Origin of the sequence: Escherichia sp. MOD1-EC5189 (assembly GCF_002966045.1) — a bacterium.
GTDB lineage: Bacteria > Pseudomonadota > Gammaproteobacteria > Enterobacterales > Enterobacteriaceae > Escherichia > Escherichia coli_F.
In genome coordinates this window covers 38,168-60,736 of record NZ_PTRX01000019.1, presented here as the reverse complement: position 1 = coordinate 60,736, position 22,569 = coordinate 38,168, and the positions used below count along the sequence as shown (strand labels likewise).

Annotated in this window: 24 protein-coding genes; 22 read left to right on the top strand and 2 right to left on the bottom strand. The window is 55.8% G+C overall.

Annotated features, from left to right (window positions below; genetic code table 11):
- The first annotated feature begins 123 nt into the window (after window positions 1-123).
- The 16 genes from ATB02_RS16705 to phnP all read left to right on the top strand — a co-directional run bounded on the left by ATB02_RS16705 (window position 124) and on the right by phnP (window position 12,166).
- Window positions 124-459 (top strand): zinc ribbon domain-containing protein YjdM, encoded by a 336-nt coding sequence (locus ATB02_RS16705; protein ID WP_001300891.1) that lies wholly within the window; start codon window positions 124-126, stop codon window positions 457-459.
- 239 nt (window positions 460-698) lie between these two features.
- Window positions 699-1,142 (top strand): VOC family metalloprotein YjdN, encoded by a 444-nt coding sequence (yjdN, locus tag ATB02_RS16700; protein WP_001131334.1) that lies wholly within the window; start codon window positions 699-701, stop codon window positions 1,140-1,142.
- A gap of 132 nt (window positions 1,143-1,274) precedes the next feature.
- Window positions 1,275-2,063 carry a phosphonate ABC transporter ATP-binding protein gene (gene phnC, locus ATB02_RS16695; RefSeq protein WP_089527500.1) on the top strand — a complete coding sequence of 263 codons (789 nt, stop codon included), beginning with the start codon at window positions 1,275-1,277 and terminating at the stop codon, window positions 2,061-2,063.
- A gap of 24 nt (window positions 2,064-2,087) precedes the next feature.
- Window positions 2,088-3,104 (top strand): phosphonate ABC transporter substrate-binding protein, encoded by a 1,017-nt coding sequence (phnD, locus tag ATB02_RS16690; RefSeq protein WP_105271922.1) that lies wholly within the window; start codon window positions 2,088-2,090, stop codon window positions 3,102-3,104.
- A 126-nt stretch (window positions 3,105-3,230) separates the two neighbouring features.
- Window positions 3,231-4,010, top strand: coding sequence for a phosphonate ABC transporter, permease protein PhnE (gene phnE / locus ATB02_RS16685; protein WP_001193496.1), 780 nt, complete (start codon window positions 3,231-3,233; stop codon window positions 4,008-4,010).
- Window positions 4,011-4,030: 20 nt separating this feature from the next.
- The gene (phnF, locus tag ATB02_RS16680) at window positions 4,031-4,756 is read left to right on the top strand and encodes a phosphonate metabolism transcriptional regulator PhnF (protein ID WP_105271921.1); all 726 of its coding nucleotides are present in this window, start codon (window positions 4,031-4,033) and stop codon (window positions 4,754-4,756) included.
- Window positions 4,757-5,209 carry a phosphonate C-P lyase system protein PhnG gene (phnG, locus tag ATB02_RS16675; protein WP_000542765.1) on the top strand — a complete coding sequence of 151 codons (453 nt, stop codon included), beginning with the start codon at window positions 4,757-4,759 and terminating at the stop codon, window positions 5,207-5,209.
- Window positions 5,206-5,790, top strand: a complete 585-nt coding sequence (phnH, locus tag ATB02_RS16670) for a phosphonate C-P lyase system protein PhnH (protein WP_105271920.1) — start codon at window positions 5,206-5,208, stop codon at window positions 5,788-5,790. Before phnG ends, phnH begins: the two co-directional genes overlap by 4 nt.
- Window positions 5,790-6,854 (top strand): alpha-D-ribose 1-methylphosphonate 5-triphosphate synthase subunit PhnI, encoded by a 1,065-nt coding sequence (gene phnI, locus ATB02_RS16665; RefSeq protein ID WP_105271919.1) that lies wholly within the window; start codon window positions 5,790-5,792, stop codon window positions 6,852-6,854. The genes phnH and phnI overlap by 1 nt, the downstream gene beginning before the upstream one ends.
- On the top strand, window positions 6,847-7,692 hold the full coding sequence (gene phnJ, locus ATB02_RS16660; protein ID WP_000002284.1) for an alpha-D-ribose 1-methylphosphonate 5-phosphate C-P-lyase PhnJ: 846 nt from the start codon (window positions 6,847-6,849) through the stop codon (window positions 7,690-7,692). The genes phnI and phnJ overlap by 8 nt, the downstream gene beginning before the upstream one ends.
- A complete protein-coding gene (gene phnK, locus ATB02_RS16655; RefSeq protein ID WP_001075518.1) occupies window positions 7,689-8,447 on the top strand; it encodes a phosphonate C-P lyase system protein PhnK in 759 nt (252 codons plus the stop codon). The genes phnJ and phnK overlap by 4 nt, the downstream gene beginning before the upstream one ends.
- Window positions 8,448-8,614: 167 nt before the next feature.
- Window positions 8,615-9,295 carry a phosphonate C-P lyase system protein PhnL gene (gene phnL / locus ATB02_RS16650; protein WP_105271918.1) on the top strand — a complete coding sequence of 227 codons (681 nt, stop codon included), beginning with the start codon at window positions 8,615-8,617 and terminating at the stop codon, window positions 9,293-9,295.
- The gene (gene phnM, locus ATB02_RS16645; protein WP_105271917.1) at window positions 9,292-10,428 is read left to right on the top strand and encodes an alpha-D-ribose 1-methylphosphonate 5-triphosphate diphosphatase; all 1,137 of its coding nucleotides are present in this window, start codon (window positions 9,292-9,294) and stop codon (window positions 10,426-10,428) included. The genes phnL and phnM overlap by 4 nt, the downstream gene beginning before the upstream one ends.
- On the top strand, window positions 10,428-10,985 hold the full coding sequence (gene phnN, locus ATB02_RS16640) for a ribose 1,5-bisphosphokinase (protein ID WP_105271916.1): 558 nt from the start codon (window positions 10,428-10,430) through the stop codon (window positions 10,983-10,985). The genes phnM and phnN overlap by 1 nt, the downstream gene beginning before the upstream one ends.
- Window positions 10,972-11,406 (top strand): aminoalkylphosphonate N-acetyltransferase, encoded by a 435-nt coding sequence (phnO, locus tag ATB02_RS16635; protein WP_105271915.1) that lies wholly within the window; start codon window positions 10,972-10,974, stop codon window positions 11,404-11,406. The genes phnN and phnO overlap by 14 nt, the downstream gene beginning before the upstream one ends.
- Before the next feature lies 1 nt (window position 11,407).
- A complete protein-coding gene (phnP, locus tag ATB02_RS16630) occupies window positions 11,408-12,166 on the top strand; it encodes a phosphonate metabolism protein PhnP (RefSeq protein WP_105271914.1) in 759 nt (252 codons plus the stop codon).
- A 34-nt stretch (window positions 12,167-12,200) separates the two neighbouring features.
- Here phnP and yjdP read toward each other — a convergent pair whose 3' ends face one another.
- Complete coding sequence (gene yjdP / locus ATB02_RS16625; RefSeq protein WP_105271913.1) at window positions 12,201-12,539, bottom strand: DDRRRQL repeat protein YjdP; 339 nt, start codon at window positions 12,537-12,539, stop codon at window positions 12,201-12,203.
- 68 nt (window positions 12,540-12,607) lie between these two features.
- Complete coding sequence (locus ATB02_RS16620; RefSeq protein WP_105271912.1) at window positions 12,608-12,925, bottom strand: RpiB/LacA/LacB family sugar-phosphate isomerase; 318 nt, start codon at window positions 12,923-12,925, stop codon at window positions 12,608-12,610.
- Between the two features lie 252 nt (window positions 12,926-13,177).
- On the opposite strand from ATB02_RS16620, the gene yjcS reads away from it, so the two are divergent.
- The 6 genes from yjcS to fdhF all read left to right on the top strand — a co-directional run bounded on the left by yjcS (window position 13,178) and on the right by fdhF (window position 22,556).
- Window positions 13,178-15,163: an alkyl sulfatase YjcS gene (yjcS, locus tag ATB02_RS16615; protein ID WP_105271911.1), complete on the top strand. Its 1,986-nt coding sequence runs from the start codon at window positions 13,178-13,180 to the stop codon at window positions 15,161-15,163.
- A 208-nt stretch (window positions 15,164-15,371) separates the two neighbouring features.
- On the top strand, window positions 15,372-15,647 hold the full coding sequence (locus tag ATB02_RS16610; protein WP_001305715.1) for a YtcA family lipoprotein: 276 nt from the start codon (window positions 15,372-15,374) through the stop codon (window positions 15,645-15,647).
- An 18-nt stretch (window positions 15,648-15,665) separates the two neighbouring features.
- On the top strand, window positions 15,666-16,697 hold the full coding sequence (gene mdtN, locus ATB02_RS16605; RefSeq protein ID WP_105271910.1) for a multidrug efflux transporter periplasmic adaptor subunit MdtN: 1,032 nt from the start codon (window positions 15,666-15,668) through the stop codon (window positions 16,695-16,697).
- Entirely contained in the window at window positions 16,697-18,748 is a 2,052-nt protein-coding gene (mdtO, locus tag ATB02_RS16600) for a multidrug efflux transporter permease subunit MdtO (RefSeq protein WP_032185697.1), read from the top strand. Before mdtN ends, mdtO begins: the two co-directional genes overlap by 1 nt.
- A complete protein-coding gene (gene mdtP, locus ATB02_RS16595) occupies window positions 18,745-20,211 on the top strand; it encodes a multidrug efflux transporter outer membrane subunit MdtP (RefSeq protein ID WP_105271909.1) in 1,467 nt (488 codons plus the stop codon). Before mdtO ends, mdtP begins: the two co-directional genes overlap by 4 nt.
- Window positions 20,212-20,408: 197 nt before the next feature.
- Window positions 20,409-22,556 (top strand): formate dehydrogenase subunit alpha, encoded by a 2,148-nt coding sequence (fdhF, locus tag ATB02_RS16590; protein ID WP_001300547.1) that lies wholly within the window; start codon window positions 20,409-20,411, stop codon window positions 22,554-22,556.
- The last annotated feature ends 13 nt before the right edge of the window (window positions 22,557-22,569 follow it).

Below are 22,569 nucleotides of genomic sequence, written 5' to 3'. Positions count from 1 at the left end.
GATCGTCGTCTAAAATCAGCAGTACCCCCGACAAACTCAGGGATTTTGTGTATAATTGCGGCCTTTTTCGGCAATCTGCCGTTTTTTGGCGCTTTTGCCCTGCTGACTTTTGAGGAAATCCACATGTCATTACCACACTGCCCAAAATGCAACTCCGAATACACCTACGAAGATAACGGCATGTACATCTGCCCGGAATGTGCCTACGAATGGAACGACGCAGAACCTGCACAGGAAAGCGACGAGCTGATCGTTAAAGATGCAAACGGCAATCTTCTGGCTGATGGCGACAGCGTTACCATCATTAAAGATCTGAAGGTGAAAGGTAGCTCTTCGATGCTGAAGATCGGTACCAAAGTGAAAAACATTCGCCTGGTTGAAGGCGACCACAACATCGATTGCAAAATCGACGGTTTTGGTCCGATGAAACTGAAATCTGAGTTTGTGAAAAAGAACTGATTGTATTGCTCAATGTAATATTGGCACATGATCGGTAGGCCGGATAAGGCGCTCGCGCCGCATCCGGCTACGGTGCCGACTGCCTGATGCGACGCTCGCGCGTCTTATCAGGCCTACAAATTCTCGCACCATCCGGCAACGGTGCCTAATGCGACGCTTACCGAGTCTTATCAGCCCCCGCTCATCTGTATAATTTTCGAACTACACTTAACTGGCTTCTCTTAACTGAGGTCACCATCATGCCGTTAAGTCCCTACCTCTCTTTTGCTGGTAACTGTTCCGATGCGATTGCCTATTATCAACGCACGTTGGGCGCGGAACTGCTTTATAAAATCAGCTTCGGCGAAATGCCGAAATCAGCGCAGGACAGCGCCGAGAACTGCCCTTCCGGTATGCAATTTCCCGATACCGCTATCGCCCATGCTAACGTGCGTATTGCCGGAAGCGATATCATGATGAGCGATGCCATACCGTCAGGAAAAGCCAGCTACTCCGGTTTTACATTGGTACTCGATTCGCAACAGGTCGAAGAAGGAAAACGCTGGTTTGATAACCTTGCTGCTAACGGAAAAATCGAAATGGCTTGGCAGGAAACTTTCTGGGCGCATGGCTTCGGCAAAGTCACCGATAAATTTGGCGTGCCGTGGATGATTAATGTCGTTAAACAACAACCAACGCACTAACCCGCCGGGAGGCCCGCCCTCCCGCACTGTCATCGAATTCCCGTTAACTCTTCATCTGTTAGTCACTTTTAGTTAACAAAATCGTCACGATAATCCGCCACGATGGAGCCACTTTTTTAGGGAGGCTGCATCATGCAAACGATTATCCGTGTCGAGAAGCTCGCCAAAACCTTCAATCAGCATCAGGCGCTGCATGCGGTTGATCTGAACATTCATCACGGTGAAATGGTGGCTCTGCTTGGGCCGTCCGGTTCCGGCAAATCCACCCTTTTACGTCATTTAAGCGGTTTGATTACCGGCGATAAATCTGCCGGTAGCCATATCGAGCTGCTGGGCCGCACAGTCCAGCGCGAAGGCCGCCTGGCCCGCGATATCCGCAAAAGCCGCGCCAACACCGGCTACATCTTCCAACAATTCAACCTGGTGAATCGCCTGAGCGTACTGGAGAACGTGCTGATTGGCGCGCTCGGCAGCACGCCATTCTGGCGCACCTGTTTTAGCTACTTCACCCGCGAGCAGAAACAGCGCGCGTTACAGGCGCTGACCCGCGTTGGCATGGTGCACTTTGCCCATCAGCGCGTTTCCACCCTCTCCGGCGGACAGCAGCAGCGTGTGGCGATTGCCCGTGCGCTGATGCAGCAGGCGAAGGTGATTCTGGCCGATGAACCCATCGCCTCGCTGGACCCGGAATCGGCGCGCATCGTGATGGATACCCTGCGCGACATTAACCAGAACGACGGCATCACCGTGGTGGTGACGCTGCATCAGGTGGATTACGCCCTGCGCTATTGCGAACGCATCGTCGCCCTGCGTCAGGGGCACGTCTTCTACGACGGCAGCAGCCAACAGTTTGACAACGAACGTTTTGACCATCTCTACCGCAGCATTAATCGCATCGAAGAGAACGCGAAAGCTGCCTGACATCCCCATCATTGAGGAAAACGAATGAACGCTAAGATAATTGCCTCGCTGGCCTTCACCAGCATGTTCAGCCTCAGCACCCTGTTAAGCCCGGCGCACGCCGAAGAGCAGGAAAAGGCGCTGAATTTCGGCATTATTTCAACGGAATCACAGCAAAACCTGAAACCGCAATGGACGCCGTTCTTACAGGATATGGAGAAGAAGCTGGGCGTAAAGGTCAACGCCTTCTTTGCCCCGGACTACGCGGGCATTATCCAGGGAATGCGCTTCAACAAAGTGGATATCGCCTGGTACGGCAATCTGTCGGCGATGGAAGCGGTGGATCGCGCCAACGGTCAGGTCTTCGCCCAGACGGTCGCGGCGGATGGATCGCCGGGTTACTGGAGCGTGTTGATCGTCAACAAAGACAGCCCGATCAACAACCTGAACGATCTGCTGGCGAAGCGTAAAGATCTCACCTTTGGCAATGGCGATCCTAACTCCACCTCTGGCTTCCTCGTCCCCGGCTACTACGTCTTCGCCAAAAACAATATCTCCGCCAGCGACTTCAAGCGCACCGTCAACGCCGGGCATGAAACCAACGCGCTGGCCGTCGCCAACAAGCAGGTGGATGTGGCGACCAACAACACCGAGAACCTCGACAAGCTGAAAACCTCCGCACCGGAGAAGCTCAAAGAACTGAAGGTGATCTGGAAATCGCCGCTGATCCCAGGCGATCCGATCGTCTGGCGCAAAAATCTTTCCGAAACCACCAAAGACAAGATCTACGACTTCTTTATGAACTACGGCAAAACGCCGGAAGAGAAAGCGGTGCTGGAGCGCCTGGGCAGGGCCCCGTTCCGCGCCTCCAGCGACCTGCAACTGGTGCCGATTCGCCAGCTCGCGCTGTTTAAAGAGATGCAGGGCGTGAAAGGCAATAAAGGGCTGAATGAACAGGACAAGCTGGCAAAAACCAGCGCCATTCAGGCGCAACTGGATGACCTGGACCGCCTGAACAACGCGTTAAGCGCGATGAGTTCGGTGAGTAAAGCGGTGCAGTAATGTGCTCGATCGGTCCCCTCTCCCTTGAGGGAGAGGGTTAGGGTGAGGGGGGAAATACGCACGCTGATGCCCTCACCCCGGCCCTCTCCCACAGGGAGAGGGAGAAAACATTAAACGGAGCCAAACATGCAAACCATCACCATCGCCCCACCCAAGCGCAGCTGGTTCTCGCTTCTGAGCTGGGCCATTGTTCTCGCCGTGCTGGTCGTCTCGTGGCAGGGCGCGGAAATGGCCCCGCTCACGCTGATTAAAGACGGCGGCAACATGGCGACGTTCGCCGCCGACTTCTTCCCGCCCGATTTCAGCCAGTGGCAGGATTACCTCACCGAAATGGCCGTCACGCTGCAAATCGCCGTCTGGGGCACCGCGCTGGCAGTCGTTCTCTCCATCCCCTTCGGCCTGATGAGCGCCGAAAACCTGGTGCCGTGGTGGGTGTACCAGCCCGTGCGCCGTCTGATGGACGCCTGCCGCGCCATTAACGAAATGGTCTTCGCCATGCTGTTCGTGGTCGCCGTCGGTCTCGGTCCGTTCGCTGGCGTACTGGCGCTGTTTATTCACACCACCGGCGTGCTCTCCAAGCTGCTTTCCGAAGCGGTGGAAGCGATTGAACCCGGCCCGGTGGAAGGCATTCGCGCCACCGGTGCCAACAAGCTCGAAGAGATCCTCTACGGCGTGCTGCCGCAGGTGATGCCGCTGCTGATCTCCTACTCCCTCTATCGCTTCGAATCCAACGTCCGTTCGGCCACCGTTGTTGGCATGGTCGGCGCTGGCGGGATCGGCGTCACGCTGTGGGAAGCGATTCGCGGTTTCCAGTTCCAGCAAACCTGTGCCCTGATGGTGCTGATTATCGTCACGGTCAGCCTGCTGGATTTCCTCTCTCAACGGTTGCGTAAGCACTTTATCTGATAAGCGAGGCATTGATATCTATGCACTTGTCTACACATCCGACCAGCTACCCAACACGCTATCAGGAGATAGCCGCAAAACTTGAGCAGGAGCTTCGTCAACACTACCGCTGCGGCGACTATCTTCCCGCCGAGCAGCAACTGGCAGCGCGCTTTGAGGTGAATCGCCACACCCTGCGCCGTGCCATCGACCAACTGGTGGAAAAAGGCTGGGTACAGCGCCGTCAGGGCATCGGCGTACTGGTGCTGATGCGCCCGTTCGATTACCCGCTCAACGCCCAGGCGCGTTTTAGCCAGAACCTGCTGGACCAGGGCAGCCATCCCACCAGCGAAAAACTGCTGTCGGTGCTGCGCCCCGCGTCCGGCCACGTCGCTGACGCGCTGGGGATCGCCGAGGGCGAGAACGTTATCCACCTGCGCACCCTGCGCCGGGTCAACGGCGTCGCACTCTGTTTAATCGACCACTACTTTGCGGACCTCACTCTCTGGCCGACGCTGCAACGCTTCGACAGCGGCTCGCTGCACGATTTTTTGCACGAGCAAACGGGAATTGCGCTGCGCCGCAGCCAGACGCGGATCAGCGCCCGCCGCGCCCAGGCCAAAGAGTGCCAGCGTCTTGAAATCCCGAATATGTCGCCGCTGCTGTGCGTGCGCACCCTTAACCACCGTGACGGTGAAAGCAGCCCGGCGGAGTACTCCGTCAGCCTGACGCGCGCCGACATGATTGAATTCACTATGGAGCACTGAATGCACGCAGATACCGCGACCCGCCAGCACTGGATGTCCGTGCTGGCGCACAGCCAACCGGCTGAACTGGCAGCCCGCCTGAAGGCGCTGAACATCACCGCCGACTATGAGGTGATCCGCGCCGCTGAAACCGGCCTGGTGCAGATTCAGGCGCGGATGGGTGGCACCGGCGAACGCTTTTTTGCCGGCGACGCCACGCTCACCCGCGCCGCCGTACGCCTGACTGACGGCACGCTCGGCTACAGCTGGGTGCTGGGGCGCGACAAACAGCACGCCGAACGCTGCGCGCTGATTGACGCGCTGATGCAGCAATCTCGCCACTTTCAAAACTTATCAGAAACCCTTATTGCCCCGCTGGACGCTGACCGTATGGCACGCATTGCCGCACGCCAGGCCGAAGTGAACGCCAGTCGGGTCGACTTCTTTACGATGGTTCGCGGAGACAACGCATGACCCTGGAAACCGCTTTTATGCTTCCCGTGCAGGATGCCCAGCACAGTTTTCGTCGCCTGTTAAAGGCCATGAGCGAGCCGGGCGTGATTGTCGCCCTGCATCAGCTCAAACGCGGCTGGCAGCCGCTGAATATCGCCACCACCAGCGTGCTGCTCACGCTGGCCGATAACGACACGTCGGTGTGGCTTTCCGCGCCATTAAGTAACGATATCGTCAGCCAGAGCCTGCGTTTTCATACCAACGCCCCGCTGGTCAATCAGCCGGAACAGGCGACCTTCGCAGTGACGGATGAGGCGATTGCCAGCGAGCAGCTCAACGCCCTTTCCACCGGCACCGCCGTTGCGCCGGAAGCCGGTGCGACGTTGATTTTACAGGTCACCAGCCTGAGCGGCGGACGCATGCTGCGCCTCACCGGCGCGGGCATTGCCGAAGAACGGATGATCGCCCCACAGCTGCCGGAGTGCATTCTGCACGAACTCACCGAGCGCCCGCACCCGTTCCCGCTCGGCATCGACCTGATCCTGACCTGCGGCGAGCGCCTGCTGGCTATTCCGCGAACCACTCATGTGGAGGTGTGCTGATGTACGTTGCCGTGAAAGGGGGCGAGAAGGCGATCGACGCCGCCCACGCCCTGCAAGAGAGCCGACGCCGGGGCGATACCGATTTGCCTGAACTGAGCGTCGCCCAGATTGAACAGCAGCTTAATCTCGCGGTGGATCGCGTGATGACCGAAGGCGGCATTGCCGACCGCGAACTGGCCGCACTGGCGCTGAAACAGGCCAGTGGCGATAACGTTGAAGCAATTTTCCTGCTGCGCGCCTACCGCACGACGCTGGCAAAACTGGCGGTAAGCGAGCCGCTCGACACCACCGAGATGCGTCTCGAACGCCGTATCTCCGCCGTTTATAAAGACATTCCTGGCGGCCAGCTGCTTGGCCCGACCTACGACTACACCCATCGCCTGCTCGATTTCACCCTGCTGGCGAATGGCGAAGCGCCGACGCTGACCACCGCCGACAGCGAGCAAGCCCCATCGCCGCACGTTTTCAGCCTGCTGGCGCGTCAGGGGCTGGCGAAGTTTGAAGAGGATAGCGGCGCACAGCCGGATGACATCACCCGCACGCCGCCGGTTTACCCCTGCTCACGCTCCTCCCGCCTGCAACAGCTCATGCGCGGCGATGAAGGCTATTTACTGGCGCTGGCCTACTCCACCCAGCGTGGTTACGGGCGCAATCACCCGTTCGCAGGCGAAATCCGCAGTGGCTATATCGACGTCTCTATTGTGCCGGAAGAGCTGGGATTTGCGGTGAACGTCGGTGAACTGCTGATGACCGAGTGTGAAATGGTTAACGGTTTTATCGACCCGCCGGATGAGCCGCCGCACTTCACGCGCGGCTACGGGCTGGTGTTTGGCATGAGCGAGCGCAAAGCGATGGCGATGGCGCTGGTTGACCGTGCGTTGCAGGCCCCGGAATACGGCGAGCACGCGACAGGCCCCGCACAGGATGAAGAGTTCGTGCTGGCGCATGCCGACAACGTCGAAGCCGCAGGCTTTGTCTCGCACCTCAAACTCCCGCACTACGTCGATTTCCAGGCCGAGCTGGAGCTACTCAAACGTCTGCAACAGGAGCAGAACCATGGCTAATCTGAGCGGCTACAACTTTGCGTACCTCGACGAGCAGACCAAACGCATGATCCGCCGCGCCATCTTAAAAGCGGTGGCGATCCCCGGCTATCAGGTGCCGTTTGGCGGGCGCGAGATGCCGATGCCATACGGCTGGGGAACCGGCGGCATACAGCTTACTGCCAGCGTGATTGGTGAAAGCGACGTGTTGAAGGTGATTGACCAGGGCGCGGATGACACCACCAACGCGGTGTCGATTCGCAACTTCTTTAAGCGCGTGACCGGGGTAAATACCACTGAACGTACGGACGATGCGACGCTTATCCAGACGCGCCACCGCATCCCCGAAACGCCGCTGACCGAAGATCAGATCATTATTTTCCAGGTGCCGATCCCCGAACCGCTGCGCTTTATCGAGCCGCGCGAAACGGAGACCCGCACTATGCACGCGCTGGAGGAGTACGGCGTGATGCAGGTGAAACTGTATGAAGATATCGCCCGCTTCGGTCATATCGCCACCACCTACGCCTATCCGGTGAAGGTGAACGGACGCTACGTCATGGACCCATCGCCGATCCCGAAATTTGATAACCCGAAAATGGACATGATGCCCGCCCTGCAACTGTTCGGCGCGGGGCGCGAGAAGCGCATTTATGCGGTGCCGCCGTTTACCCGCGTGGAAAGCCTCGATTTCGACGATCACCCGTTCACCGTCCAGCAGTGGGATGAGCCCTGCGCCATCTGCGGATCGACCCACAGCTATCTCGATGAAGTGGTGCTGGATGACGCCGGAAACCGCATGTTTGTCTGCTCCGATACCGATTATTGCCGCCAACAGAGCGAGGCGAAAAGCCAATGAATCAACCGTTACTTTCGGTCAATAACCTGACCCACCTTTACGCGCCGGGCAAAGGCTTCAGCGATGTCTCTTTTGATTTATGGCCGGGGGAAGTGCTGGGCATTGTCGGGGAATCCGGTTCCGGGAAGACCACGCTGCTGAAATCAATCTCCGCCCGTCTGACGCCGCAACAGGGGGAGATTCACTATGAAAACCGTTCCCTCTATGGCATGAGCGAGGCCGACCGCCGTCGCCTGCTGCGCACCGAATGGGGCGTGGTGCATCAGCATCCGCTCGACGGCCTGCGCCGTCAGGTGTCAGCAGGCGGCAATATCGGCGAACGGCTGATGGCGACCGGGGCGCGTCATTACGGCGATATTCGCGCCACCGCGCAGAAGTGGCTGGAAGAGGTGGAGATTCCCGCCAACCGTATCGACGATCTGCCGACCACTTTTTCCGGCGGCATGCAGCAGCGTTTGCAGATTGCCCGCAACCTGGTGACGCATCCGAAGCTGGTGTTTATGGACGAGCCAACCGGCGGGCTGGATGTATCAGTGCAAGCGCGCCTGCTCGACCTGCTGCGTGGCCTGGTGGTGGAGCTGAATCTGGCAGTGGTGATTGTCACCCATGATCTGGGTGTCGCACGCCTGTTGGCAGACCGTTTGCTGGTGATGAAACAGGGTCAGGTGGTGGAGAGTGGCTTAACCGACCGCGTGCTCGACGACCCGCATCACCCGTATACCCAGTTGCTGGTGTCATCGGTTTTGCAGAATTGAGCCGGTGCCGGATGCGGCGTAAACGCCTTATCCGGCTTTTCAGGCCGCAACGCCTGATGGCGCTTCGCTTATCAGGCCTACAAAACCATCGTAATACGTTGATATTGATTCATTTGTAGGCCGGATAAGGCGCAGCCGCCATCCGGCAAAAACACGAAGAGGCCAAAATGATCCGCGTCGAAAACGTCAGTAAAACCTTCATCCTGCACCAGCAAAACGGCGTGCGCCTGCCCGTCTTACAATGCGCCTCGCTCACCGTCAACGCGGGCGAATGCGTGGTGCTCCACGGTCACTCCGGCAGCGGCAAATCAACTCTGCTACGCTCGCTGTACGCCAACTATCTGCCCGACGAAGGGCAAATTCAGATCAAACATGGTGACGAGTGGGTAGACCTGGTCACCGCGCCAACGCGCAAAGTGGTGGAAATCCGCAAAACCACTGTCGGCTGGGTAAGCCAGTTTCTGCGCGTCATCCCGCGTATTTCGGCACTGGAAGTGGTAATGCAGCCGCTGCTCGATACCGGCGTTTCGCGTGATGCCTGCGCCGCTAAAGCCGCGCGTCTGCTCACCCGCCTGAACGTGCCGGAACGTCTGTGGCACCTGGCGCCATCGACCTTCTCCGGCGGCGAACAGCAGCGCGTCAACATCGCGCGCGGCTTTATCGTCGATTACCCCATTCTGCTGCTCGACGAACCTACTGCCTCGCTGGACGCCAAAAACAGCGCCGCGGTGGTGGAACTGATCCGCGAAGCTAAAACCCGCGGCGCAGCCATCGTCGGCATCTTCCACGACGAAGCCGTACGCAATGACGTCGCCGACCGCCTCCACCCAATGGGAGTCTCTTCATGATTATCAATAACGTCAAACTGGTGCTGGAAAATGAAGTGGTGCACGGTTCACTGGAAGTACAGGATGGTGAAATTCGCGCCTTTGCCGAAAGCCAGAGCCGCCTGCCAGAGGCGATGGACGGCGAAGGCGGCTGGCTGCTGCCGGGGCTGATTGAGCTGCATACCGACAACCTCGATAAATTCTTCACTCCGCGCCCGAAAGTGGACTGGCCTGCCCACTCGGCGATGAGCAGCCACGACGCGCTGATGGTGGCGAGCGGCATCACCACCGTGCTGGATGCCGTGGCGATTGGTGACGTGCGCGACGGCGGCGATCGGCTGGAGAATCTGGAGAAGATGATCAACGCCATCGAAGAGACGCAGAAACGCGGCGTCAACCGCGCCGAGCACCGCCTGCACCTGCGCTGCGAACTGCCGCATCACACTACGCTGCCGCTGTTTGAAAAACTGGTGCAGCGCGAGCCGGTCACGCTGGTGTCGCTGATGGACCACTCACCGGGCCAGCGCCAGTTCGCCAACCGCGAGAAGTATCGCGAATATTATCAGGGCAAATACTCGCTCACCGATGCGCAGATGCAGCAGTATGAAGAGGAACAACTGGCGCTTGCCGCACGCTGGTCGCAGCCGAATCGCGAAACCATCGCCGCAATATGCCGCGCGCGACAAATTGCCCTCGCCAGCCACGATGATGCTACGCACGCGCACGTTGCCGAATCCTACCAGCTTGGCAGCGTAATCGCCGAATTTCCCACCACGTTCGAAGCGGCGGAAGCTTCGCGCAAGCATGGCATGAATGTATTGATGGGCGCGCCGAATATTGTGCGCGGCGGTTCGCACTCCGGCAACGTGGCGGCAAGCGAACTGGCACAGCTTGGCCTGCTGGATATCCTCTCTTCCGACTACTACCCCGCCAGCCTGCTCGATGCGGCATTTCGCGTCGCCGATGACGAGAGCAACCGCTTTACGCTGTCGCAGGCGGTGAAGCTGGTGACCAAAAATCCGGCGCAGGCGCTTAATCTTCAGGATCGCGGGGTGATTGGCGAGGGCAAACGCGCCGACCTGGTGCTGGCGCATCGCAAGGGCAACCACATTCATATCGATCACGTCTGGCGTCAGGGTAAAAGGGTGTTCTGATGACGGGAAAACTGATTTGGTTAATGGGGGCCTCTGGCTCCGGAAAAGACAGTCTGTTGACGGAACTCCGCCAGCGGGAACAAACTCAGCTACTGGTAGCGCATCGCTACATCACGCGCGCCGCCAGCGCCGGAAGTGAAAACCATATCGCCCTGAGCGAGCAGGAGTTTTTTACCCGCGCGGGGCAGAACCTTCTGGCCTTAAGCTGGCACGCCAACGGCCTGTATTATGGCATCGGCGTCGAGATTGACCTCTGGCTGCACGCCGGATTCGACGTGGTGGTCAACGGTTCACGCGCCCATCTGCCGCAGGCGCGGGCGCGCTATCAATCGGCGCTGCTGCCCATCTGTTTACAGGTTTCGCCAGAGATCCTGCGCCAGCGCCTGGAAAACCGTGGCCGTGAAAACGCGACAGAAATTAACGCCCGACTCGCGCGCGCCGCCCGCTATACTCCACAGGATTGCCATACGCTCAATAATGACGGCAGCCTGCGCCAGTCGGTCGACACGCTGCTGACGCTGATTCATCAGAAGGAGAAACACCATGCCTGCTTGTGAGCTTCGCCCGGCTACGCAGTACGACACCGACGCAGTTTACGCGCTGATTTGTGAGCTAAAACAGGCGGAGTTTGACCACCACGCGTTTCGCGTGGGGTTTAACGCCAATCTGCGCGACCCGAACATGCGCTACCATCTGGCGCTGCTGGATGGCGAAGTTGTCGGCATGACCGGCCTGCATTTGCAGTTTCATCTGCATCATGTCAACTGGATCGGCGAAATTCAGGAACTGGTGGTGATGCCGCAGGCGCGCGGTCTGAACGTCGGCAGTAAATTACTGGCATGGGCCGAAGAAGAAGCCCGACAGGCCGGGGCCGAAATGACTGAGCTTTCCACCAACGTCAAGCGCCACGACGCACACCGTTTCTATCTGCGCGAAGGCTACGAGCAGAGCCACTTCCGCTTCACCAAGGCGCTGTAACATGAGCCTGACCCTCACACTTACTGGCACTGGCGGCGCACAGAGTGTTCCCGCATGGGGCTGTGAGTGCGCGGCCTGCGCCAGAGCGCGGCGCTCACCGCAGTATCGCCGCCAGCCATGCAGCGGCGTCGTGAAGTTTAACGACGCGATCACCCTGATCGACGCCGGGCTGCACGATCTCGCCGATCGCTGGTCGCCCGGATCGTTCCAGCAGTTTTTGCTGACGCACTACCATATGGATCACGTGCAGGGGCTGTTTCCGCTGCGCTGGGGCGTGGGCGATTCGATCCCGGTCTACGGCCCGCCGGATGAACAGGGCTGCGACGATCTGTTTAAACATCCGGGCCTGCTTGATTTCAGCCACACGGTGGAGCCATTTGTGATGTTTGATTTGCAGGGATTACAGGTCACGCCGCTGCCGCTCAACCATTCGAAACTCACTTTCGGCTATCTACTGGAAACGGCACATAGCCGGGTGGCGTGGCTGTCTGACACCGCAGGCCTGCCGGAAAAAACGGTGAAATTTTTATGCAATAATCAGCCACAGGTAATGGTGATTGATTGCAGCCACCCACCGCGCGCGAATTCGCCACGCAATCACTGTGATTTAAACACCGTGCTGGCGCTGAATGAAGTTATCCGCTCGCCGCGCGTGGTTCTGACGCACATCAGCCACCAGTTTGATGCGTGGCTGATGGAAAATGCGCTGCCATCGGGGGTTGAGGCGGGGTTTGATGGGATGGTGATTGGGGTGGCGTGATGGGTGAGGGGCGATGCCTGCTCTAAACTCAACATCACCGCCCATACTCATCTTCCATTCTCCGCTCTTCATCTTCTAGCTGCCGACGCTCCTGATCCAGCTGGCGCTGGCGATCGTCCAGCTGCCTGCGGCGATCTTCAAACTGGCGGCGGCGATCGTCATATTGTCTGCGCCGATCGTCGTTCACTTCACGCTGCCAGCCGTCGTCGCGCGAATCTTCATAGTCTCGCCCACGGTCAGGGTTATAAGCATCGTTAATCGCCTGCTGAATATTGCCAATGGTGTCGTCGATAATATCGGCCTGGGCCGGAACAGTGGACAGCGTGAGCAGGGTGAGCAGGGTGAATAAAAGAAATAGCGGAAAACGTTTCATTAGCCAACCTCAAAAAGAAACTCTATCCACATTAGTCATTACTCATCCATGCAAGTAGTGGATGAATCTCAATTTTTCCGCTGCTCTATTGCCGTAATCGCCTCCACGCTTTGTTGATGACGACCGCCTTCGTACTGCGCGCCCAGCCACGCATCCACAATCATTTTTGCCAGTTCGAGGCCAACCGCTCGTGAACCAAAAGCCAGTGCAACTTCACTGGCGTAATGCGGATAATCAGTGCGCTCTGACGACCTGGTTTCTTTATCAATCCCCTCACTCATTGACCATGAATAAAAGGCTGGCACAGCAACGCAGAATCCTGCGGTGCCAACGACATGACCGCCCATTGCTCCGGTACGTTTTTTAATAAGAAACACCGGTTGCATTGATTAATTGTGCTCAGTATTTGCCGAAGTACAATATATATAATAAATATATAAAACATCTCATATTATTTACAGAGATAATAAATTCGCGTACTTTTCCCTCTTCAGCACAAATGCCTAATAAAATGGCTCGTTCCGCTCACACTTCCACTTATTAAAATCGCAATTTCCCAATTATGATAACGCCAGCTTTAAATGACGTATTTTGCATGGATTACATATTTACGACACAAATGATAAATGGAGATTTATATGAATAACTCTCGGTTATTCCGTTTGAGCAGGATTGTTATTGCGTTAACTGCCGCCAGCGGCATGATGGTAAATACCGCTCACGCAACAGATGAAGCGAAAGCCGCCACTCAATATACCCAACAGGTTAATCAGAATTACGCCAAATCATTACCGTTTAGCGATCGTCAGGATTTTGACGATGCCCAGCGTGGATTTATCGCTCCGCTGCTGGATGAAGGTATTCTGCGTGATGCGAATGGCAAAATTTACTACCGCGCGGATGATTACAAATTTGATATTAATGCCGCTGCGCCGGAAACCGTAAACCCCAGCCTGTGGCGTCAGTCGCAGATCAACGGCATTTCTGGTCTGTTCAAAGTCACCGATAAAATGTATCAGGTGCGCGGCCAGGATATCTCTAACATTACATTCGTGGAAGGCGAGAAAGGCATTATTGTTATCGACCCGCTGGTAACGCCGCCTGCCGCAAAAGCCGCACTTGACCTCTATTATCAACATCGTCCACAAAAACCGATTGTTGCTGTTATTTATACTCACAGCCACACCGACCACTATGGCGGCGTGAAAGGCATTATCTCTGAAGCTGATGTGAAATCCGGCAAAGTGCAGGTGATCGCTCCGGCAGGCTTTATGGACGAAGCCATCAGTGAAAACGTGCTGGCGGGTAACATCATGAGCCGCCGTGCACTTTACTCTTACGGCCTGTTACTGCCGCACAACGCGCAAGGTAACGTGGGCAACGGGCTTGGCGTGACGCTGGCAACGGGCGACCCGAGCATTATTGCGCCAACCAAAACTATCGTCAGAACTGGCGAGAAGATGGTTATCGACGGTCTGGAGTTTGACTTTCTGATGACTCCGGGTAGCGAAGCTCCAGCCGAAATGCACTTCTATATTCCGGCCCTGAAAGCTCTGTGTACCGCCGAAAACGCCACGCATACCCTGCACAACTTCTACACTCTGCGCGGCGCGAAAACCCGCGACACCAGCAAGTGGACCGAGTATCTGAACGAAACGCTGGATATGTGGGGTAACGACGCGGAAGTACTGTTTATGCCGCACACCTGGCCGGTCTGGGGCAATAAGCATATCAATGATTATATTGGTAAATATCGCGATACTATCAAATACATTCACGACCAGACCCTGCACCTGGCGAACCAGGGTTACACCATGAATGAAATTGGCGACATGATTAAGCTGCCACCTGCGCTTGCCAATAACTGGGCCAGCCGCGGCTATTACGGTTCTGTTAGCCACAACGCCCGTGCAGTATATAACTTTTATCTCGGCTATTATGACGGCAATCCAGCTAACCTACATCCGTACGGTCAGGTGGAGATGGGCAAACGTTACGTGAAAGCGCTGGGCGGTTCCGCCCGTGTCATCAACCTGGCGCAAGAAGCGAACAAGCAAGGGGATTACCGCTGGTCAGCAGAGTTGCTGAAACAGGTGATTGCCGCCAATCCGGGTGACCAGGTGGCGAAGAATCTGCAAGCAAATAACTTTGAACAGTTGGGTTATCAGGCCGAGTCCGCCACCTGGCGCGGTTTCTACCTGACCGGCGCAAAAGAGCTGCGCGAAGGGGTGCATAAGTTCAGCCACGGCACCACCGGTTCTCCGGACACCCTTCGCGGGATGTCGGTCGAAATGCTGTTCGACTTTATGGCCGTTCGTCTCGACAGCGAAAAAGCCGCGGGCAAAAACATCAGCCTGAACTTCAATATGAGTAACGGCGATAACCTCAACCTGACGCTGAACGATAGCGTGCTTAACTACCGTAAAACGCTGCAACCTGAAGCCAACGCCTCTTTCTACATCAGCCGTGAAGATCTTCACGCCGTGCTGACCGGACAAGCCAAAATGGCCGATCTGGTAAAAGCGAAGAAAGCCAAAATTATTGGCAATGGCGCGAAACTGGAAGAAATTATTGCCTGTCTGGATAATTTCGATTTGTGGGTGAATATCGTAACCCCAAATTAATGCCACTCACTTTTGGGGGCGCTTAAGCCCCCAAAAGTATTTATTTTAAAAATACATACAACCAATTAATACATAAAATATATAAGTTATGAATGCGGTGGCTGAATAAAGCTATTTTTATTCATCGAGAAAATAGCCATACTGACGCCTTCAATGGATATTGATATTCACTACAGATATTGTTCGCAGCAGACAGGATGTATTTAATATGCCAACAGTTCTCTCTCGCATGGCGATGCAACTCAAAAAAACAGCCTGGATAATTCCCGTCTTCATGGTTTCGGGATGCTCATTATCTCCGGCAATCCCGGTGATCGGCGCTTATTATCCCAGCTGGTTTTTCTGCGCCATTGCCAGCCTTATTTTGACGCTCATCACGAGGCGAATTATTCAGCGGGCAAATATCAATCTGGCATTTGTCGGAATTATTTATACCGCCCTTTTTGCTCTCTACGCCATGCTGTTCTGGCTGGCATTTTTCTAATCTATTTGAGACGCGCTCATGGAAAGTACGCCGAAAAAAGCTCCTCGCAGTAAATTCCCTGCTCTGTTAGTGGTTGCGTTGGCGCTGATTGCCCTTGTTTTCGTTATCTGGCGCGTAGACAGTGCGCCATCAACTAATGACGCCTACGCGTCAGCAGATACCATTGATGTGGTGCCGGAAGTCAGCGGTCGCATTGTAGAACTGGCGGTCACCGACAACCAGGCGGTGAAACAGGGCGATTTGCTGTTCCGCATCGACCCGCGCCCGTACGAAGCCAATCTGGCGAAAGCCGAAGCCTCCCTCGCGGCGCTGGATAAGCAAATTATGCTCACCCAGCGTAGCGTTGACGCACAACAGTTTGGTGCCGACTCGGTTAATGCCACGGTAGAAAAAGCCCGTGCCGCCGCGAAACAGGCCAGCGAAACATTACGCCGCACCGAGCCATTACTGAAAGAAGGTTTTGTCTCAGCGGAAGACGTTGACCGCGCAAGAACCGCACAGCGTGCGGCAGAAGCAGATCTTAATGCCGTATTGTTACAGGCGCAATCAGCCGCCAGCGCTGTCAGCGGCGTTGATGCACTCGTTGCCCAACGTGCAGCTGTTGAAGCGGATATCGCCCTGACCAAGTTGCATCTGGAAATGGCAACCGTTCGCGCGCCGTTTGATGGCCGAGTCATTTCCCTCAAAACCTCGGTTGGGCAATTTGCTTCTGCCATGCGCCCTATTTTCACCCTAATCGACACCCGTCACTGGTACGTGATCGCCAACTTCCGCGAAACCGATCTGAAAAATATTCGCTCGGGTACACCCGCAACGATTCGCCTGATGAGCGACAGCGGCAAAACCTTCGCAGGTAAAGTGGATTCGATTGGCTACGGCGTGCTACCGGATGACGGCGGCCTGGTGCTGGGCGGCCTGCCGAAAGTGTCTCGTTCTATTAACTGGGTCCGCGTTGCCCAGCGTTTTCCGGTCAAAATCATGGTTGAAAAACCTGACCCGGAAATGTTCCGCATCGGCGCTTCGGCAGTCGCTAATCTTGAGCCGCAATAATGAGCGCGCTCAACTCCCTGCCATTACCAGTGGTCAGGCTGCTGGCGTTCTTTCATGAAGAGTTAAGCGAGCGGCGACCAGGCCGCGTGCCGCAGACTATGCAACTCTGGGTAGGCTGCTTGCTGGTGATTCTGATCTCGATGACTTTTGAGATCCCTTTTGTGGCGTTATCACTGGCAGTGCTGTTTTACGGTATTCAGTCGAACGCGTTTTACACCAAATTTGTCGCGATCTTGTTTGTGGTCGCCACGATGCTGGAAATCGCCAGCCTGTTTTTGATCTACAAATGGTCATATGGCGAACCGTTGATCCGATTGATCATTGCCGGACCGATCCTGATGGGCTGTATGTTTTTGATGCGCACCCATCGGTTGGGGCTGGTTTTTTTCGCCGTCGCCATTGTCGCCATTTACGGGCAAACATTCCCCGCCATGCTCGACTATCCGGAAGTGGTCGTGCGCTTAACCCTGTGGTGTATCGTTGTCGGCCTCTACCCGACGTTATTGATGACGTTAATCGGCGTGCTGTGGTTTCCCAGCCGCGCTATCACGCAGATGCATCAGGTGCTTAATGATCGGCTTGATGATGCCATTAGCCACCTGACGGACAGCCTCGCACCGCTACCCGAAACGCGGATTGAAAGAGAGGCGCTGGCGCTGCAAAAACTCAATGTCTTTTGCCTCGCGGACGATGCCAACTGGCGAACTCAGAGCGCATGGTGGCAAAGCTGCGTGGCAACGGTAACCTACATTTACTCGACGCTGAATCGCTACGATCCCACCTCTTTTGCTGATTCTCAGGCAATTATTGAATTTCGGCAAAAATTAGCCTCAGAAATCAACAAACTGCAGCATGCCATTGCCGAAGGTCAGTGCTGGCAAAGCGACTGGCGGATCACTGAAAGTGAAGCGATGGCGGCACGGGAATGTAACCTGGAGAATATCTGCCAGACATTGTTGCAACTGGGTCAGATGGACCCAAATACGCCGCCAACGCCCGCCGCCAAACCGCCATCAATGGTCGCCGATGCTTTTACCAATCCAGACTATATGCGCTACGCGGTAAAAACGCTGCTCGCCTGTTTGATCTGTTACACCTTCTACAGCGGCGTGGACTGGGAAGGCATTCACACCTGTATGCTGACCTGCGTGATCGTCGCTAACCCGAATGTTGGTTCGTCGTATCAGAAAATGGCGCTGCGTTTTGGCGGTGCCTTCTGCGGTGCAATTCTGGCGCTGTTATTCACGTTACTGGTCATGCCCTGGCTGGACAATATTGTCGAATTGCTATTTGTGCTGGCACCGATTTTCCTGTTAGGCGCATGGATTGCCACCAGCTCTGAACGTTCTTCTTATATCGGCACACAGATGGTGGTCACCTTCGCACTCGCCACGCTCGAAAACGTTTTTGGCCCGGTGTACGACCTGGTGGAAATTCGCGATCGCGCCCTGGGTATCATTATTGGTACCGTGGTGTCCGCGGTGATTTACACCTTTGTCTGGCCTGAAAGTGAAGCGCGTACGCTGCCGCAAAAACTGGCTGGCGCGCTGGGGATGTTAAGTAAAGTAATGCGGATCCCACGCCAGCAGGAAGTCACGGCTCTGCGCACTTATCTGCAAATTCGCATAGGTCTGCATGCGGCGTTTAATGCCTGTGAAGAGATGTGCCAACGCGTGGCGCTGGAGCGTCAACTGGATAGCGAAGAACGCGCGTTACTGATTGAACGTTCGCAAACGGTTATTCGTCAGGGCCGCGATATTCTTCACGCCTGGGATGCAACCTGGAACTCGGCGCAGGCGCTGGATAACGCACTACAGCCGGACAGAGCAGGCCTGTTTGCCGACGCACTGGAGAAATACGCCGCCGGTCTGGCAACCGCACTCAGTCGTTCTCCTCAAATAACGCTTGAAGAAACACCCGCCTCGCAGGCCATCCTGCCGACCTTATTAAAACAGGAGCAACACGTCTGCCAGCTTTTCGCCCGCTTGCCAGACTGGACAGCCCCGGCATTAACGCCCGCCACGGAACAGGCACAAGGAGCCACGCAATGATCAATCGTCAACTTTCACGCCTGCTGTTATGCAGCATTCTCGGCAGCACGACGCTGATTTCCGGCTGTGCCCTGGTACGTAAGGATTCTGCGCCTCATCAACAGCTCAAACCGGAACAAATCAAACTGGCCGATGATATTCATCTTGCCAGCTCCGGCTGGCCGCAGGCGCAGTGGTGGAAACAACTCAATGACCCGCAGTTGGATGCTTTGATCCAACGGACGCTAAGTGGTTCACACACCCTCGCCGAAGCGAAACTGCGGGAAGAAAAAGCGCAGTCGCAGGCCGATTTGTTAGATGCCGGTTCACAATTACAGGTCGCAGCGTTAGGGATGCTCAACCGCCAACGTGTCTCGGCGAACGGCTTTTTAAGCCCTTATGCTATGGATGCGCCAGCACTGGGTATGGACGGGCCGTACTATACGGAAGCCACAGTCGGTTTGTTTGCCGGACTGGATCTTGATTTGTGGGGTGTGCATCGCTCAGCGGTTGCCGCCGCCATTGGCGCGCATAATGCAGCGCTGGCAGAAACCGCAGCGGTGGAGTTATCGCTTACAACGGGCGTGGCGCAGCTTTATTACAGTATGCAGGCCAGCTATCAGATGCTCGATCTGTTGGAACAAACCCGCAGTGTGATTGATTACGCGGTGAAAGCGCACCAGAGTAAAGTGGCGCACGGTCTGGAAGCGCAAGTGCCTTTCCACGGCGCGCGGGCACAGATTCTGGCGGTCGATAAACAAATTGCTGCCGTTAAAGGGCAAATCACCGAAACGCGAGAATCTCTGCGTGCATTGATTGGCGCAGGAGCCAGCGATATGCCGGAGATCAAAGCGGTGGCATTACCGCAAGTCCAGACCGGTATTCCGGCGACACTCTCTTATGAGTTGCTCGCCAGACGCCCGGATCTGCAAGCCATGCGCTGGTATGTTCAGGCGTCATTAGACCAGGTGGATTCCGCGCGGGCGCTGTTCTACCCGAGCTTTGATATCAAAGCATTTTTCGGCCTTGATGCCATCCACCTGGATACCTTATTCAAAAAAACCAGTCGCCAGTTCAATTTCATTCCTGGTCTGAAATTACCGCTGTTTGATGGTGGACGGTTGAATGCCAATCTCGAAGGCACGCGCGCCGCCAGCAACATGATGATTGAACGTTACAACCAGTCAGTACTGAATGCGGTGCGCGACGTTGCAGTCAACGGCACGCGTCTGCAAACGCTCAACGACGAGCGGGAGATGCAGGCAGAACGCGTAGAAGCAACGCGCTTCACCCAGCGCGCTGCCGAGGCCGCCTATCAACGCGGCTTAACCAGCCGCTTACAGGCCACCGAAGCCCGGTTGCCTGTGCTTGCCGAGGAGATGTCATTACTGATGCTGGACAGCCGCCGGGTGATCCAAAGCATTCAGTTGATGAAATCGCTGGGCGGCGGGTATCAGGCAGGTCCCGTCGTCGAGAAAAAATAAAATGTCAGCCGCGTGATGGCTGTCACGCGGTATTTCGTTTCGTCACGTCAAAACTGACGACAGCCTGTTTTTCGTCAGAGTTTTGAACAAATAGTGCCCGTAATATCAGGGAATGACCCCAAATAAAATGTGGCATAAAAGATGCATACTGTAGTCGAGAGCGCGTATGCGTGATTTGATTAACTGGAGCGAGACCGATGAAAAAAGTCGTCACGGTTTGCCCCTATTGCGCATCAGGTTGCAAAATCAACCTGGTCGTCGATAACGGCAAAATCGTCCGGGCGGAGGCAGCGCAGGGCAAAACCAACCAGGGTACCCTGTGTCTGAAGGGGTATTATGGCTGGGATTTCATTAACGATACCCAGATCCTGACCCCGCGCCTGAAAACCCCCATGATTCGTCGCCAGCGTGGCGGCAAACTCGAACCTGTTTCCTGGGATGAGGCACTGAATTACGTTGCCGAGCGCCTGAGCGCCATCAAAGAGAAGTACGGTCCGGATGCCATCCAGACGACCGGCTCCTCGCGTGGTACGGGTAACGAAACCAACTATGTAATGCAAAAATTTGCGCGCGCCGTTATTGGTACCAATAACGTTGATTGCTGCGCTCGTGTCTGACACGGCCCATCGGTTGCAGGTCTGCACCAATCGGTCGGTAATGGCGCAATGAGCAATGCTATTAACGAAATTGATAATACCGACTTAGTGTTCGTTTTCGGGTACAACCCGGCGGATTCCCACCCTATCGTGGCGAATCACGTAATTAACGCTAAACGTAACGGGGCGAAAATTATCGTCTGCGATCCGCGCAAAATTGAAACTGCGCGCATTGCTGACATGCACATTGCACTGAAAAACGGCTCGAACATCGCGCTGTTGAATGCAATGGGCCATGTCATTATTGAAGAAAATCTGTACGACAAAGCGTTCGTCGCTTCCCGTACAGAAGGCTTTGAAGAGTATCGTAAAATCGTTGAAGGCTACACGCCGGAGTCGGTTGAAGATATCACCGGCGTCAGCGCCAGTGAGATTCGTCAGGCGGCGCGGATGTATGCCCAGGCGAAAAGCGCCGCCATCCTGTGGGGCATGGGTGTAACCCAGTTCTACCAGGGCGTGGAAACCGTGCGTTCTCTGACCAGCCTCGCGATGCTGACCGGTAACCTCGGTAAGCCGCATGCGGGTGTAAACCCGGTTCGTGGGCAAAACAACGTGCAGGGTGCCTGCGATATGGGCGCACTGCCAGATACTTACCCTGGCTACCAGTATGTGAAAGATCCGGCTAACCGCGAGAAATTCGCCAAAGCCTGGGGCGTGGAAAGCCTGCCTGCTCATACCGGTTATCGCATCAGCGAGCTGCCGCACCGCGCAGCGCATGGTGAAGTGCGTGCCGCGTACATTATGGGCGAAGATCCGCTACAAACTGACGCGGAGCTGTCGGCAGTACGTAAAGCCTTTGAAGATCTGGAACTGGTCATCGTTCAGGACATCTTTATGACCAAAACCGCGTCGGCGGCGGATGTCATTTTACCGTCAACGTCGTGGGGCGAGCATGAAGGCGTGTTTACTGCGGCTGACCGTGGCTTCCAGCGTTTCTTCAAAGCAGTTGAACCGAAATGGGATCTGAAAACGGACTGGCAGATTATCAGTGAAATCGCCACCCGTATGGGTTATCCGATGCACTACAACAACACCCAGGAGATCTGGGATGAGTTGCGTCATCTGTGCCCGGATTTCTACGGTGCGACTTACGAGAAAATGGGCGAACTGGGCTTCATTCAGTGGCCTTGTCGCGATACTTCAGATGCCGATCAGGGGACTTCTTATCTGTTTAAAGAGAAGTTTGATACTCCGAACGGTCTGGCGCAGTTCTTCACCTGCGACTGGGTAGCGCCAATCGACAAACTCACCGACGAGTATCCGATGGTACTGTCAACGGTGCGTGAAGTCGGTCACTACTCTTGCCGTTCGATGACCGGTAACTGTGCGGCACTGGCGGCGCTGGCTGATGAACCTGGCTACGCACAAATCAATACCGAAGACGCCAAACGTCTGGGTATTGAAGATGAGGCATTGGTTTGGGTGCACTCGCGTAAAGGCAAAATTATCACCCGTGCGCAGGTCAGCGATCGTCCGAACAAAGGGGCGATTTACATGACCTACCAGTGGTGGATTGGTGCCTGTAACGAGCTGGTTACCGAAAACTTAAGCCCGATTACGAAAACGCCGGAATACAAATACTGCGCCGTGCGCGTCGAGCCGATCGCCGATCAGCGCGCCGCCGAGCAGTACGTGATTGACGAGTACAACAAGTTGAAAACTCGCCTGCGCGAAGCGGCACTGGCGTAATACAGTCCTTTCT

Excerpts from the sequence above, each read along its gene's own strand:
- ATB02_RS16705 (WP_001300891.1), top strand. The coding sequence starts at position 124 with ATGTCATTACCACACTGCCCAAAATGCAACTCCGAATACACCTACGAA.
- yjdN (WP_001131334.1), top strand. The coding sequence starts at position 699 with ATGCCGTTAAGTCCCTACCTCTCTTTTGCTGGTAACTGTTCCGATGCG.
- phnC (WP_089527500.1), top strand. The coding sequence starts at position 1,275 with ATGCAAACGATTATCCGTGTCGAGAAGCTCGCCAAAACCTTCAATCAG.
- phnD (WP_105271922.1), top strand. The coding sequence starts at position 2,088 with ATGAACGCTAAGATAATTGCCTCGCTGGCCTTCACCAGCATGTTCAGC.
- phnE (WP_001193496.1), top strand. The coding sequence starts at position 3,231 with ATGCAAACCATCACCATCGCCCCACCCAAGCGCAGCTGGTTCTCGCTT.
- phnF (WP_105271921.1), top strand. The coding sequence starts at position 4,031 with ATGCACTTGTCTACACATCCGACCAGCTACCCAACACGCTATCAGGAG.
- phnG (WP_000542765.1), top strand. The coding sequence starts at position 4,757 with ATGCACGCAGATACCGCGACCCGCCAGCACTGGATGTCCGTGCTGGCG.
- phnH (WP_105271920.1), top strand. The coding sequence starts at position 5,206 with ATGACCCTGGAAACCGCTTTTATGCTTCCCGTGCAGGATGCCCAGCAC.
- phnI (WP_105271919.1), top strand. The coding sequence starts at position 5,790 with ATGTACGTTGCCGTGAAAGGGGGCGAGAAGGCGATCGACGCCGCCCAC.
- phnJ (WP_000002284.1), top strand. The coding sequence starts at position 6,847 with ATGGCTAATCTGAGCGGCTACAACTTTGCGTACCTCGACGAGCAGACC.
- phnK (WP_001075518.1), top strand. The coding sequence starts at position 7,689 with ATGAATCAACCGTTACTTTCGGTCAATAACCTGACCCACCTTTACGCG.
- phnL (WP_105271918.1), top strand. The coding sequence starts at position 8,615 with ATGATCCGCGTCGAAAACGTCAGTAAAACCTTCATCCTGCACCAGCAA.
- phnM (WP_105271917.1), top strand. The coding sequence starts at position 9,292 with ATGATTATCAATAACGTCAAACTGGTGCTGGAAAATGAAGTGGTGCAC.
- phnN (WP_105271916.1), top strand. The coding sequence starts at position 10,428 with ATGACGGGAAAACTGATTTGGTTAATGGGGGCCTCTGGCTCCGGAAAA.
- phnO (WP_105271915.1), top strand. The coding sequence starts at position 10,972 with ATGCCTGCTTGTGAGCTTCGCCCGGCTACGCAGTACGACACCGACGCA.
- phnP (WP_105271914.1), top strand. The coding sequence starts at position 11,408 with ATGAGCCTGACCCTCACACTTACTGGCACTGGCGGCGCACAGAGTGTT.
- yjdP (WP_105271913.1), bottom strand. The coding sequence starts at position 12,539 with ATGAAACGTTTTCCGCTATTTCTTTTATTCACCCTGCTCACCCTGCTC.
- ATB02_RS16620 (WP_105271912.1), bottom strand. The coding sequence starts at position 12,925 with ATGCAACCGGTGTTTCTTATTAAAAAACGTACCGGAGCAATGGGCGGT.
- yjcS (WP_105271911.1), top strand. The coding sequence starts at position 13,178 with ATGAATAACTCTCGGTTATTCCGTTTGAGCAGGATTGTTATTGCGTTA.
- ATB02_RS16610 (WP_001305715.1), top strand. The coding sequence starts at position 15,372 with ATGCCAACAGTTCTCTCTCGCATGGCGATGCAACTCAAAAAAACAGCC.
- mdtN (WP_105271910.1), top strand. The coding sequence starts at position 15,666 with ATGGAAAGTACGCCGAAAAAAGCTCCTCGCAGTAAATTCCCTGCTCTG.
- mdtO (WP_032185697.1), top strand. The coding sequence starts at position 16,697 with ATGAGCGCGCTCAACTCCCTGCCATTACCAGTGGTCAGGCTGCTGGCG.
- mdtP (WP_105271909.1), top strand. The coding sequence starts at position 18,745 with ATGATCAATCGTCAACTTTCACGCCTGCTGTTATGCAGCATTCTCGGC.